At 50.1% G+C, this 13,396-nt stretch carries 10 protein-coding genes and 1 pseudogene; 2 read left to right on the top strand and 9 right to left on the bottom strand.

Features of this window, described 5'->3' with window-relative positions:
* Positions 1–83 precede the first annotated feature (83 nt).
* Entirely contained in the window at positions 84–2,276 is a 2,193-nt protein-coding gene (locus AB4Z29_RS27605) for an alpha-galactosidase (protein WP_441946191.1), read from the bottom strand.
* A 29-nt stretch (positions 2,277–2,305) separates the two neighbouring features.
* On the bottom strand, positions 2,306–3,352 hold the full coding sequence (locus AB4Z29_RS27600; RefSeq protein ID WP_441946190.1) for a LacI family DNA-binding transcriptional regulator: 1,047 nt from the start codon (positions 3,350–3,352) through the stop codon (positions 2,306–2,308).
* A gap of 155 nt (positions 3,353–3,507) precedes the next feature.
* Here AB4Z29_RS27600 and AB4Z29_RS27595 point away from each other — a divergent pair, with 155 nt between their 5' ends.
* Entirely contained in the window at positions 3,508–4,146 is a 639-nt protein-coding gene (locus AB4Z29_RS27595) for a hypothetical protein (protein ID WP_441946189.1), read from the top strand.
* Between the two features lie 39 nt (positions 4,147–4,185).
* Here the strand turns inward: AB4Z29_RS27595 and AB4Z29_RS27590 are convergent, their stop codons facing one another.
* From AB4Z29_RS27590 to AB4Z29_RS27560, 7 genes are all read right to left on the bottom strand, one after another.
* On the bottom strand, positions 4,186–5,055 hold the full coding sequence (locus tag AB4Z29_RS27590) for an ABC transporter permease (protein ID WP_441946188.1): 870 nt from the start codon (positions 5,053–5,055) through the stop codon (positions 4,186–4,188).
* Positions 5,052–6,005: an ABC transporter ATP-binding protein gene (locus tag AB4Z29_RS27585; protein ID WP_441946187.1), complete on the bottom strand. Its 954-nt coding sequence runs from the start codon at positions 6,003–6,005 to the stop codon at positions 5,052–5,054. Before AB4Z29_RS27585 ends, AB4Z29_RS27590 begins: the two co-directional genes overlap by 4 nt.
* Entirely contained in the window at positions 6,002–7,186 is a 1,185-nt protein-coding gene (locus tag AB4Z29_RS27580) for a hypothetical protein (protein WP_441946186.1), read from the bottom strand. Before AB4Z29_RS27580 ends, AB4Z29_RS27585 begins: the two co-directional genes overlap by 4 nt.
* 37 nt (positions 7,187–7,223) lie before the next feature.
* Entirely contained in the window at positions 7,224–7,751 is a 528-nt protein-coding gene (locus AB4Z29_RS27575) for a sigma-70 family RNA polymerase sigma factor (RefSeq protein WP_441946185.1), read from the bottom strand.
* Positions 7,752–7,909: 158 nt separating this feature from the next.
* Entirely contained in the window at positions 7,910–10,399 is a 2,490-nt protein-coding gene (locus AB4Z29_RS27570; RefSeq protein ID WP_441946184.1) for an EAL domain-containing protein, read from the bottom strand.
* Between the two features lie 361 nt (positions 10,400–10,760).
* Positions 10,761–11,294: a hypothetical protein gene (locus AB4Z29_RS27565; RefSeq protein WP_441946183.1), complete on the bottom strand. Its 534-nt coding sequence runs from the start codon at positions 11,292–11,294 to the stop codon at positions 10,761–10,763.
* Positions 11,295–11,412: 118 nt separating this feature from the next.
* Complete coding sequence (locus AB4Z29_RS27560) at positions 11,413–12,639, bottom strand: CobW family GTP-binding protein (protein WP_441946182.1); 1,227 nt, start codon at positions 12,637–12,639, stop codon at positions 11,413–11,415.
* 198 nt (positions 12,640–12,837) lie between these two features.
* Between AB4Z29_RS27560 and AB4Z29_RS27555 the strand changes: the two are divergent.
* Positions 12,838–13,096, top strand: a pseudogene (locus AB4Z29_RS27555) (carbohydrate ABC transporter permease); the annotation flags it as partial.
* Positions 13,097–13,396 lie beyond the last annotated feature (300 nt).

Here is a 13,396-nt window from a genome sequence, read left to right as displayed (position 1 = left end):
AAAAAAAAGACTATTCCTAGAGACCAGCTTCGGTCTCAGGAAATAGTCCTCTTCATCAGCACGCTCTCTCAGAGAGCAGCCTATTATTCTACGGCATGCAGGCGGAACACTTTGCTCGCATAATCGCCGAAGAATTGCGGTGCAGCAAGACCGGCATACAGGAGCTGATCGCCGCCGAATACCGTTTCTTCGCCTAGCAGCTTGTAATCCCGATTCGGGTCAAGGCCTTTCAGGCGCAGACGGTTCAGCTTCGGATTCGGCTCCTGAAGCACGGATACGTACACAACGAATGCTTCGCTCTTATCCTTGGAAACGAACATCCATGCCGTTTCATTCCCCTCGAATGGGCTAAGCAGACGATAGAAATCACCGAATTGCACAAGATGGCGCACATCCTTGTACAGCGCAACCTGCTCCTTCACCGTTTCCTTCTCTTCCTCCGTGAACTTCGTCAAATCCAGCTCATAGCCGAAGTTGCCGGAGAGCGCCACATTCCCTCTCGTCTCAAGGGAAGTGATGCGTCCAACCTGATGGTTAGGCACCGCAGACACATGAGCGCCCATTGCGCTTACCGGATAAACGATGCTTGTTCCGTATTGAATTTTAAGGCGGGATACCGCATCTGAATTATCGCTCGTCCAGGTTTGCGGCATATAATACAGCATGCCTGCATCGAAACGTCCGCCACCGCCCGAGCAGCTCTCGAACAAAATATGCGGGAAAGCAGAAGTAATTTGCTCTAACACTGCGTATAGGCCGAGCATGTAGCGGTGTGCTGTCTCGCGTTGACGCTCTGCCGGCAGCAGCGCCGAGCCGATTTCCGTCATATTGCGGTTCATATCCCACTTCACGTACGTGATCGGCGCGCTTGAGAGAATGTCTGAAACGGACTTCACGATGTACTGCTGAACGTCTTCGCGGGAGAGATCGAGAATAAGCTGCTTTCTCGCTTGCGTCCGTCGGCGGCCTTCAACATGCAGGCACCAATCCGGATGCGCTTTGTAGAGCTCGCTCACTGGTGAGATCATCTCGGGCTCAAACCATAAGCCGAACTGCATATCGAGCCGCTTCACGCGGCTAACCAAATCCTCAAGCCCATTCGGAAGCTTATTGCGGTCTACGAACCAATCACCTAGCGAAGTATCGTCATTGTCGCGTTTGCCGAACCAGCCGTCATCAAGCACGAACAGCTCGATGCCGAGCTCTTGGCCCGCGCGTGCGATATCTTCGATTTTGTCCGCATTGAATTTAAAATAGGTCGCTTCCCAGTTGTTCACGAGAATCGGACGTGTCTGATCGCGGAAAGTGCCGCGGATCAAGCGGGAACGGTAAAGGTCATGGAAGCTGCGCGACATCCCGCCGAGCCCATGCTCGGAGTGAACCATAACCGCTTCTGGAGTCTGGAATTGCTCGCCTGGCTCTAGTCTCCAGTTGAAATCGAACGGGTTAATCCCGATAAACAAGCGTGCCGCATGGAATTGGTCGACTTCGACGCCTGCTGTGAAGTTGCCGCTGTATACCAGATTTACTCCGTATACATCGCCGTGATCCTCCGTTGAGCCTTCCGAGAGCAAAGCAACAAACGGATTTTGCATATGGCTGCTCGAGCCTCTGCGGCTCTCAATGGATTGCAGACCTGGCTCAAGCTTGCGCTTGTGAATATGGCGTTCGCGAATCCATGCGCCGGATAGCTGAAGCATTTCGAAACGGTCATGCGCAAAATCAAGACTAAGGCTGAACGCGCGCTGAAGCTCGAGGACGCCAGTCCCATTGTTGACGATTTTTGCCGAACGGGCAATCGCATCGAATTGTTCAAATACGGTATAAGATAAAATGACAGACAGGCCAATCAGCTCGTCCTTCAGCGTAATTTCAAGCGTTTGAGCTTCTTCCTCGTTCTCCACGTACGTTGCAGGCAATCCTTCCAGTGCCGGTTTGCCGTTTACGATCCGGTAAGAATCATAACGAAGATCTGTTACCGTCGTTCCATTCGGGAGCTTGACTTGAAAGGCAGGCATACGGAAATCCGAATTGCCGTAAGCCGGATATTCATGCGGAAGCGTATCGAGCGACAGCTCCAGCTGATCGATCTCCGTGCTTGGCGTAAAGGAAGCTCGTTCTTTCAGCTCCAATAGCCGTTCCAGCTGTACACTCCTAACTTTCTTCCCCCAATAGATATGCGCAGGGTAGCCTGCTTTCGTTATATGAATCACATAACTAGTATCCTTCGATTGTAAATGGAACAATGAACGTTCTTGATCATACTGAATAGTCAAAATCAATAACCTCCCAAGTAATGTATATGCTAGTTTCCATGCTCGCTCTTCGCGCTGCCGCAGCTTTCCCTGACAATCAGCGTCGTGTTGATCGTCATATGAACAGCTGCTTCCCTGCCTTCAATCCGCTCAAGCAGCAGCTGTACTGCCGATCTTCCCATATGCTCCGTATGCGCGCGTACTGTCGTAAGCGGCGGATTGAGATAGGCGGAGATTTCGATATCGTCAAAGCCGACGATAGCCATATCCTCAGGCACGCGAAGGCCATGCTCATGCAAAGCCCGCAATGCGCCGACTGCCATTGGATCACTGGCTACGAAGCAAGCGGTCGGACGCGATTCCTGCTGCAGCAACCGATGCATCGCCTCGTACCCGCTGTTCGATGACCAATAGGACTTCATCACGCAGCTTTCATCGTATAAGCCGCTCTCTCTCATGATCCGCTCGAAAAAAATACGGCGCGGCTCTTCAACCTCTACCGCCTCGTACTGACGGCTCAAGCGATGGACATAATCACTGCCGCCAATATAGCCGATTCGTTCATGCCCGAGCTGGGTGAGATGCTTGATAACCGCTCTTGTCGCTTGCTCGAAATGCAGCTTGACGGTATCATATTCATCCAGCTCGCCTGAATGATTGACGTAAACGAGTCGGTTAGCGTTGCTGTAAATCTGGTTGACATCATTGTCGTCAATCGAGCCAACGACGATCAAGCCGTCGAGCTCATGAACCGACTGGATGTCCACTTTGCTGTTGCCGCGAAGCACCTTGATTATGCTGATGCCAAGCTCCTCGCAGCGCGTTTCGATCCCTTTGCGGATGGAAGAAAAATAAGGATCCTCATGCTCATCCTCCAGCGTTGACCACATCAGCAAACCGATCTGCTGGCGGGAAAGCTGTTCGTCTTTTTTCATTCTTCGCAGCCTGGACGGCTTATATTGCAGCTGCTCGGCAATGCTAAATATACGAGTCCGCGTTTCCTCGCTGACCGCGAGGGTTGTATCATTGTTCAACACCCTTGATACCGTAGCGGCTGAAACGCCTGCCTCCTGCGCAATATCCTTTATCGTCGCCATGCCACACTCCATGTTTAGTTAATAAATTTACTAAATAACATTTTCAGTTTAACAGACCGCGGCGAAGTCCACAAGTACCCTGCAACTTTTAACGGAAACTCACGTCTGAGTGGGTAATAAGAAGGTAACCAATAAACATAATGGAGGACCCTATTATGAAGAAACTCATCATAACCTGCGTACTGCTGCTGCTGACAGCGTGTCAAACGAATGCTGACCAAACGGTCCAGAATAGTCCTACTCCATCGCCCAAAGCGAGTACTGCTGCAAAGCCGAGCGATGATGACTCGCAGAAGGCGGCATCGCCTAAAGAAGCCGCAGCAGCAATCATCTCCTCGCTTAAGGAGAAGAAGCTCGATCGCCTCGCAGCCTATATTCATCCAGATAAAGGCTTATTATTCTCTCCGTATGCACATATTGATACGGCTTCAGCCCAAGTATTTCCGGCAGCCGAGCTTCCCGACCTGACAGATCCAACGGTCTATCACTTTGGCGATTACGACGGCTCCGGCGAGCCGATGGATCTCACCTTCAAGCAATATTATGACAAGTTCGTATACGACAAGGACTTTCTCCATGCTGAGAAAGTAGGTGCCGACCAAATCATTGGAACGGGCAATATGATGGTCAATATCAAGGAAATATTCCCTGGCAGCTATGTCATGGATTATCATTTCAGCGGCTTTGACCCTCAATATGAAGGCATGGATTGGGAAAGCCTGATCCTTGTTCTCGAGGAATCGAACGGGTTTTGGTATGTAAGCGCAATTGTCCACTCCCAGTGGACGACCTAAATAAAAAGACTGCCTCCGTCCTATGAGAGGCAGTCTTCTTTAGAAATCTTTTCGCCGCATGATCAACAGCCCTGCCGCCAGCAGCGCCGCTACGTATACCGCACTATAAAGTAATAAGGAATTGGAAGCAGCCCCGTTTACCGAAAAATAGCTAAGCTCGCTGTTCAAGTCGTACAGCCCGCTAAGCTCCGAAATGGAGAACAGCTCGCTCAGCATCCGCTGCTGCAGCGCATCTGCCGGCATCACCAGCTTTATTAAACCGGTAAGCGTCTCCAGCGTCTCCATTCCGTTTATATGCAGTCGCCCGGTTGCCATAAACCTTCCGATCATGCTGCCAAGCCAGCCCATCCCGTACAGCATCGTCATCCAAATTCCGTTGCCCAGCGGACTGATATAACAGGAGCCAACCATCGTTAAGGAAACAAGCAAAGGTATAACAGCAAGAAACAAACCAAGCGATGGAAGGAGCTCTTCAAAACGAAAGAAGACGCCGGTATGTACCCAGCAAATGACATGCAGTGAAGCAAACAGCAAGCTCGCATAAATCGCAACGTAACTAACAAAGCCTAGCCATCTGCCCATAAACCATTTCCATCGTTTGATCGGCCTCGCCAGCACCGACTGAAGCACCCCCGTTTCTGCTTCTCCCGTTATCGCGGCGACTGAGCTGAATATCGCTAGAAAAGCAACCGCGAACGCACCGAAAAAAAAGCCGAGCGTCAAAATCATCGCGCTGCGTGTAAAATTCTCAAGCAGGCTCAGTGATGTAACCACATGCACTTCACCGCCTGCAATCGCACCGGCCAAAAACCAATAAGCGATCCAAAACAGAATCGTCATAATGAGCGTCATTAAGGTCACTCGCTTGCGAATAAGCTCTTTCCATGTTAATCCCCATACCGCGATCATCTGCGTTCCCCCCTATGCTCCAAGCCCGTAACCGCCTGCACAAACCACTCATCCAGCCTGGACTGCGTTTTACCGACCTCATAGATGGTCATCCCAAGCTCAATTAGTAAATAATTAATCAATCCGATCTGCTCGTCATGCTCAAGCTCGAGCTCCATCCATACCGTTCCGTCTCCAGCTTCCGTTTCCGAGACTGCGGCGGCCGTACCCAGCATCAGGTGAATCCGCTCAGCGGCGAGGGGGGTATATCCATTAACGCGCAATCGCCAAATTGACTGCTGCCTGAGCACCTCACTGACCTTGCCCTCTAACAAAACTTGACCATTATTAAGCAGAGCAACCTTATCGCAAAGCTGCTCCACATCCTCCAGCAAGTGCGAATTCAAAAATATCGTCTTGCCTTGCCCTCTTAACCTGGCAAGCAGTTCCCTAACCTCATACCGGCCAACGGGATCGAGTGCGGAAGCCGGCTCGTCAAGAAAAACGATATCCGGATCGCCGAGAAGCGCGCATGCAAGCCCAAGCCGCTGCTGCATCCCCTTCGAATAGCCTTTAAGCCGGTCGCGCTCTCTGCTGCCGATGCCTACTTCATCCAGCAGCTGATGAATCCGGCGTTTTGCCGCCACCTTATCCAGCTCACACAGCTTCGCATGAAAAGCAAGCACCTCCTCACCGGTCAGCCAATCCGGATACCGAAAAAGCTCAGGCAAATAGCCTAATCTCCGCCTTGCTTCAATGGTTCCGGAAGCATGGCCATAGATTCGAGCTTTGCCTGAGGTTGGTTTGATTAGTCCCGTCAGCATTTTGACAATCGTGCTTTTTCCCGCTCCGTTAGGTCCGAGGAAGCCAAAGGCTTCCCCTTCTCTAATGGTTAGCGTTACGCCATGACAGCCGCGGCCATCGCCGTAATCCTTCGTTAATTGATTGGTTTCTATCGCAAACCCGCTCATGGATGAATCAGCTCCGACACCATCGCAACGATTTGTTGTTTGTCCGTGTAGCCGCTGAAGTATGCATTCGCGACCATGCCTTCCTGCAGCCAAATGGCGTTCACGCTGGGTTGACCTGCATTCGGCTCCTCCAAATAAACGTCAACTCCTTTGACGGCAATCTTCTCTGCTGCTCGATTCGAAATAACCGGCATAGGAAGCTCGCCATTCTCCAGATTGACAGCCTGTTGAAGCGAGTTGCGCAAATGATCGGGCAGCGCCGGAAACCGAATAATCGCTTCATAGGCATCCTTCACGTCGACCGATGAATCTACGTCAATGCTTGGCGCCTTCATATAGGAGACATGCACGCTTTGCTTCGAAGTTCCTTCTTCTACCTGGCGGTAAGCAATATTCACCCCTTGCCCCGCCTGGAAGGAGATAGCCTTGCCATCCACTGATTCAGGCAGCAGCTTATCCGCCCCGAGGCGCCTCATCGCTCCGTTAATTTCTTCTACGTTCAGCCGGAAAACAAAGGTTTGGGCTGCCGTAGAGGAAATATCGATCTGCTGCTCCTCCGAAACGCTAATCGCCGGTATCGGAAAACCAAGCTTTTCAGCTGCTTGCTCAGCGGTGAGCGCGCCAAAGCTTCCTTCTGACTTCCTCTCGAAGCTGCCGAAACGGTTATTCCACTCCAGCGCCTCTCCTTCGCCAACAAAGCTGTACATTAGCGATTCTAGATCATCCTCGTTTACGACCATCACGTTATCCATGCGGAACGTATTGAGCCATGCTGCCAGCGCCTCATTGGTCGTAGGCAGCGCGATCATTAACGTAATGAAAGCGGCAGCGCATGCGGCGACCGTTTTACCCTTGTTTCTTCTCAGCCAACGACTTACCATTCCGCTCCTACCCGGCTTGCCAGTCCATTCATTCCGCGATGCATGCGCTCTTCCAAGCGGCACGTTGTTCGTTTGAGAATGAAGCTTGGCTTCAACGCTTACCGTACGAGACTCGCGAGAGGCCTGCGCCTGGAAGACGCTTGTTTCCTTTGAATGCTCCTCATGGCTGCTCGATGCCTGTGCTTCCCATTGCTGCCACAACGGCGATTGCTCCGTGCGCTGCAATTGCCCCTCCAGCCGCGCCCATGCAGCGGATAGCTGTTCCTGCTCTTTTTTATTCAAGCCTTCATTGCTCGTCATTCCGCACTCCTCCTAAAAGGTTTTTACCTTACCCGTATTACTTCTGCGAATAAACACTCTCCGCGTGCTGGGCATGCCGCTTCAGCCGCTCTCCCGCTCTTCGCAGCATCGTCCCTACTTGGGGCTGTCGTAGTTGCAGCTGCTCCGCAATCTCGGCATAGCTGTAACCTTCATAACGGAGCAGCAGCATCTGCTTATCGCGTTCGGGCAGCGTATCGAGCCAGCTTCGAAGCTGCTCCTGCTCATCCTTGTCGAGCGCTTGCTGCTCGCCTGACTGCATCGCTTGCGGTTCTGCCAGCATGCTTTGCTCCTGTTTCTGATTCAATGCGCGTTCCCGCGCCTTCTTATCCATATAATCATAGGCAAGCCTCGTTAATACACGGTGAAGCCATGCCCCAATCGCTTCTGGATTGTCTGGAGGATTGCGATATAGCCTTAAAAAGGTTTCCTGCGCAAGATCCTCGGCTGCTGCTTCATCGCGAATAAGAGCAAGCAGCTTTCTCCTAACCGTAGGATAGTGCTGATTAAATTGTTCGCGAAACAATTCCGGCGCCGAATGTTCCATTCCATTTACCCCCTCACCTTTTCATGCTCAAGCTATAAGGAAGACGATGCTTTTGTGCAGTTTGTAACAGCTTCCGCCTAAAACTATTTTATCAAACGATTTGTATGCCTGTATCCATAGAAAAACCGCCTCCATTCGAAATGAGAGGCGGCGCCGTATCAGCCGTTTTTATTATGTTCCATATATAACTGCGCGAATCTTCCCGCCGGCACTGGCGGACTGTAAATGTAGCCTTGTATGGCGTCGCATTGATGACCGCAAATGATTTCCAGCTCTTCCTGCGTTTCCACGCCTTCAGTTACCACGTTTAAATTCAAATTATGGGCAATGACGATGACGGATTTGAAGATCATCTGTTTCTTGAAATCATCTACAATGCCGCTAATGAATGATTTATCCAGCTTCAGCGTATGCAGCGGGATGTTCTGCAGGTAGCTGAGCGAGGAGTACCCGGTACCGAAATCATCAAGCGACAGCTTGACGCCAAGCTGCTTAAGCTCATGCAGGATGGTGAGAGTATGCTCGGCGTTGTCCATAAATATCGACTCGGTAATTTCCAGCTCAAGCTGCTCCGGCCGAATGCCTGCTTCCGTGAGGATACGCTCGATCGTATGGACGATTTGCTTCTGCTGGAACTGAATCATCGACATGTTCACGCTCACTGAGAGCTGCGGCAGCCCCATTCGTTCCCATTCCTTCATTTGTTGGCAGGCCGTATAAAGCACCCATTCCCCTAGAGGAATAATGAAGCCCGTTTTCTCGGCGATCGGGATGAAATCCAGCGGTGAAACCATGCCGAGCTCCGGATGACTCCAGCGAATCAATGCCTCTGCCCCATAAATCCGGCCGGTCGCAACCTCCACTTTTGGCTGATAATAAAGCATGAACTGCCCTAGCTCCAGCGCTTGAGACATGGAGCTCTCGAGCAGCTGCTCCCGCTTCGTCACGTCATTCATAGATGCCGTGTATACCTTGCTCGAATTATGTTCTTTCTTCGCTACATACATCGCGATATCGGCTTCTTTAATGAGCTTGTCCGCCGCAGCCGGCGTCCATTCATGCTGTATGCTGATTCCGATACTCGCCGTGATGTAGAACATACGGTCCTTCAACTGAATCGGCGCAGAAATCGTCTTCAAAATCGCATCGGCTGTATGCGCTGCTAAGTGTAGATGCGGCACGTCCTCCAGAAGCGCGATATACTCGTCCCCGCCGAAGCGGAATACGCGGCCTGCAGCGCCAACCGCATAAACGATTCGATCCGCCATCTGCATGAGGAGCTGGTCTCCCATCGCATGATCAAGCGTATCATTAATCATTTTGAAACGGTCGAGATCAATGAAAAGGAGTGCGTAATGACCGTCTTGATGCCGTCTTTTGGTCGATTGCTCCTCCATATAGATGTGATAGGCGTAACGATTAGGCAAGCCCGTCAATAAATCATGGGTGGATTGATACTCAATGACCTGCTCGGCTTCCTTGCGCTGCATCAGCATATTGTTGAAATGGAGCGCCATAAATTCAAACTCGTCATTCGTATGTATATTCAGCCGCTGCTCTCCGCTCCCGGCCGCAAATGCCGAGGTTGCCCGCACCACCTTATGGATATTGACCAAAATAATTTTGCGAACGAGGAAAGCCATGGCTGCAGCCATAAAGAGCAGCGCAACGCTTGTAATTAAAATGGACTCCCATAAGCTGCTATAATAATTAGACAACATGTTTTTCTTGGGTATGACGGTCTCAATATGCCAAAGCACATTGTGGATCAGAATCGGATAAAACATGCGCAGTACCGTTCCGCTCTCACTCGGGTCGGACGTATAGGCAATACGCGACGACGTCCCCTTCATCGCTTCCAGCTCATCGTTAGTTGACCAGAGCTGATAGGGTGTATTGATGAGCGAAGCGTTTCTTCCATTCACCAAATAACGGTTCTCCGTCGTAACAATAGTAGCGTAGCCGCCGAGCGGGTGAAACTTCTCTATTTGCTTCTGCAGCGAGTCCAGCGATAGATCTGCCCCAACGATGCCTAAAAACCGGCCTTGCTCGTCCAGCAGCGGCAGTACAAGCGATGTCATCCATATCAACCGTCCGTTAATCTCATAGGGATACGGTTCTAAAAGCGTGAATGACTTCGTCAATTTAGGAAGCTGATAGAACCTACCCATTTCTTTATCTTCGTAATGCTCTAGTGCGAATACGTTTATCGATTCATTCTCACGAACCACATAAGGAATAAAACGGCCCGTTGCGTCATCATAGCTGTTCTTATTTCTATTATTAGCGTCATTGCCGTCGAAGGCGTTCGGCTCCCATAACGTGTATACACCCAGCAGCTCGGGATTATCCGCAAGAACCTCCTTCAGCAAGGTTATCGCATTTTCCCGATTGTGGAATTGATTCTTTTGGAGCTCGAGCAAGCAGGCTTCGAGCGTTTCGAGCATAGTCGTCGTTTGATCCATCGTTCTAGCGAAAGGATAAATATAAGCCATTGATTCTGTTTGTGCTTGAAGCTCGCTTTCGCGAAGATTGGAGTGATATAGCTTAACGAGGTGGGCGAATACCAGAAGTCCGAACGAGAGAAGGACAAGAAGGCCAAATGAATATATTAGTTTTTGTGCGATGCTTAGCCTAATCTTCCTCATAATATATGTCAGCCCCTTGTTGTCTGAGAAAGCTAAATCGACGTCATTTGTCCATTTATGATGTGGTTCTAGTATACTTGACAGCTCGGAGCAAACACAATGAAAAATTAGGATATTTACCCTATATAATTCGACATAAAACTACTAATTTCCGCATATTTCGATTTAGCAAGAGTCGGTTGCACCTATTGTATTGCAAATTATGAGGTAATTTATTCCATGCTCATTTCGGAAGTACGCACGCCTGTTAAAACATGTCAATCGGCACAAGAAAAAGAGGTCTTGCCTGATGGCTGGACCCCTTTAACTGGTGCTGAGTATTCACCGCCGAAACGAAGGCTAGTAAGCCTCGCGAATGGGCTTATACCTGACTTTGCTTGTCCTTCTGCTGCTCTTTGTTATTTTCTTGGTTCGCGCGATCATGATCCTCAAGGCGATGCGGACGTTTTCCTTTGCCGCCGTGCAGCTTGTAGAGCTCCTCGCGCAGCTGGTCAGACGTCTTGCCCTCCGTTTGGATGCCATGCTCTTTGGCAATGTCGCGCAAATGCTCAAGCCTCTTTGCTTGATGCTCTGCCTTGAACGCTTCCCATTTATCCTTATTGGCAAGCTTCGCGGCTTCGACTTCCTTCTTCAGCTGCTCGGCGGTTTTACCTTCGGCTTGAATGCCGAAGTAGGTTGCTATTTCCTTCAGCTTCTCGAGCCGATAAGCTTCAAAGTCTTTGCGCGTCATTTTCCCTTTGCCATGCTTATGATCCTGATCCATATCGGATTCTTTGGGATGCTGGGCCATCAATAATCCGGTTGGCAAAGCCGAAAGCGACTTCGAAGCCCAGACGGGAGCAGCCGAAAACAGAACAGCCAGCGATACAATCGGAATGAACCATTTTTTAAACATACTGCAGCCACACCTTTCCATTGCAATCGTGATGCAAGGACTACGGAAGTCCCCTCTGGATTATTTTGCCCAAGCAAGCACGTGGATAGACATGATATCAGCAGATTTCGACAGATTCCTACAGGAGCTCACCGGACGCTGAAGCAGTCTCCTGCTCGAGCTGCTTCAGCTCGTTCAGCAGCCAAGCCTTGGAGAAATGCTCCCCGATAAATACGGCTACGTCATTGACATGGCCCTGCGGATCAATTCTCATAAAATCGGATTCCTTATAGGCGTATTGGAATAGAAATCGGCTTGGCGCGTCCGTGAACGTAACGATGCCTTTGGCCCGATAAATGTTTGCAGGCAGCCGCTGCAGCAAAGCTTCAAAGGCTTCGCTATTTACTGGTTTCTGCCAATAATGCGTCACGACCATAACATGGTCATGCGAATGGTGGTGTTCGGTATGGTGATGGTCGCCATGATGATTGTCTTGATGATCATCTTGATGATCGTCTTGATGAACGCCTTGATGAACGCCTTGATGAACGCCTTGATGATCGTCTTGATGATCGTCTTGATGATCGTCTTGATGAACGCCTTGATGAACGCCTTGTTGAACGCCTTGATGATCGTCATGGTCGTCTTCAAGGTGATGATCGGCCGTACTTCCATTAACCGAGCAAGCAGCTCCCTCGTTAACGGTTATGCCTTCAACCGCATGATTGCTTGGCGGGGCTGAAGTATGCTCAGCTGCATCCAGCCAGCTCCAATCGTCAATAGCACAGCGAACGGTTGCGATAATTTGCGCATGAGCGTTAAGCTCCCGGAGCTGCTGCTGGGCTTCAACAAGCTGCTCCGGCTCCAGCCTATCTACTTTGTTGAGAAGCAGCACAGTCGCACAGCGTATTTGCTCCAGCATCAGCTTGAACGTGCGACCTTTGCCGTCTCGGCTGCGGGCAAGCAGCTCGGGGCCGTCAACGACCGTAACGACGCTTCGCAGATCGATTGCTTGATACATCGCTGCTTCCGTTACCCCGTCCAGCGTCTCCATGGGATTCGCCGCTCCCGTAGATTCAATAAATATGACATCCGGCTGATGCTCCATGACAAGCATGCTGATCTCTACACCGAGATCGCCGCGCATCGTGCAGCAAATGCAGCCGCTTAGCATCTCAGCCATCGGCACCTCGTCGCCTACCAATTGGCCGTCAAGATTAATATCGCCAAGCTCATTCATAATGACAGCCGGCTTCATGCCCTGTGCCGTATAATAATCCAGCAAACGTCTTAGCAGCGTTGTCTTCCCGCTTCCAAGAAAGCCTGACAACAAATGTATCGGAATATGCTTTACATGCTTCGTCATCGCAAAGTCTCCTGTATGTCTGTATTTTGAAAAAATCATAATTGCTCCTATTATATCGTAATAGTTACGCTCATTCATCTTTTTAAATACGGAGATTATATGTTTCTCTTCTATTATAGTGCGATTTCGCACTCCTCGTAGCACGATTGTAAGAATGCTACGTACTTCCCTGCACAAAAAAGGCTTCCATTTTTTGAGCCGCTGTCCCTGCCTTCACTGGCAACTGTCGGCATTCTCGCCTTACGCCTTTTTGGGATATTGGAATGATTTCTCGTTCGCGCTCGTCTTTATCAGCGATCCAAGCCTCAAGACATTGCCACTCAGCCTATCGATATTCGCAACGGGCTATTCGACCGATTACAAGCCGAAGATGGCCGCGATAACGCTTGCTGTTATTTCGACTATCGTCGCGTATCCAGCCTTTCAGGAGCAGGTTATGAAAGGCATGACTGCGTGAGCTGTAAAAGGTTGAGAAGGCTGCGTTGTACTTAATGCAATAGAAGTGGATCATTTAACGATTATTCAAGCCTACCCTGCAGTTTGTGCAACAGTTTGCCTCCTTATCGTACTGAATAACAGAGATGAGCAGCATTTTATTGTACAATTTACAATGTAGCTATAATGCCCCCTAATTAAGTTGGACACTTTCACGCTATGAAATATACAATTAGATTAGCTGGAGGTTGTTCGTATGAAAGTACAGCACAGCAAGTTTGACGAACTTAGAATACAGGTCGTAGAAGAAGCACTTGAGCGG

Source organism: Paenibacillus sp. 2TAB23 (genome assembly GCF_052115165.1).
In the GTDB taxonomy this organism is placed as follows: domain Bacteria; phylum Bacillota; class Bacilli; order Paenibacillales; family Paenibacillaceae; genus Pristimantibacillus.
Note: the sequence above shows the minus strand (reverse complement) of the source record. Positions and strands in the feature narration are given on the sequence as shown.

Coding starts and splice junctions, on each gene's coding strand:
- AB4Z29_RS27600 (WP_441946190.1), bottom strand. CDS start 3,352: ATGGCGACGATAAAGGATATTGCGCAGGAGGCAGGCGTTTCAGCCGCT.
- AB4Z29_RS27595 (WP_441946189.1), top strand. CDS start 3,508: ATGAAGAAACTCATCATAACCTGCGTACTGCTGCTGCTGACAGCGTGT.
- AB4Z29_RS27590 (WP_441946188.1), bottom strand. CDS start 5,055: ATGATCGCGGTATGGGGATTAACATGGAAAGAGCTTATTCGCAAGCGA.
- AB4Z29_RS27585 (WP_441946187.1), bottom strand. CDS start 6,005: ATGAGCGGGTTTGCGATAGAAACCAATCAATTAACGAAGGATTACGGC.
- AB4Z29_RS27580 (WP_441946186.1), bottom strand. CDS start 7,186: ATGACGAGCAATGAAGGCTTGAATAAAAAAGAGCAGGAACAGCTATCC.
- AB4Z29_RS27575 (WP_441946185.1), bottom strand. CDS start 7,751: ATGGAACATTCGGCGCCGGAATTGTTTCGCGAACAATTTAATCAGCAC.
- AB4Z29_RS27570 (WP_441946184.1), bottom strand. CDS start 10,399: ATGAGGAAGATTAGGCTAAGCATCGCACAAAAACTAATATATTCATTT.
- AB4Z29_RS27565 (WP_441946183.1), bottom strand. CDS start 11,294: ATGTTTAAAAAATGGTTCATTCCGATTGTATCGCTGGCTGTTCTGTTT.
- AB4Z29_RS27560 (WP_441946182.1), bottom strand. CDS start 12,639: ATGACGAAGCATGTAAAGCATATTCCGATACATTTGTTGTCAGGCTTT.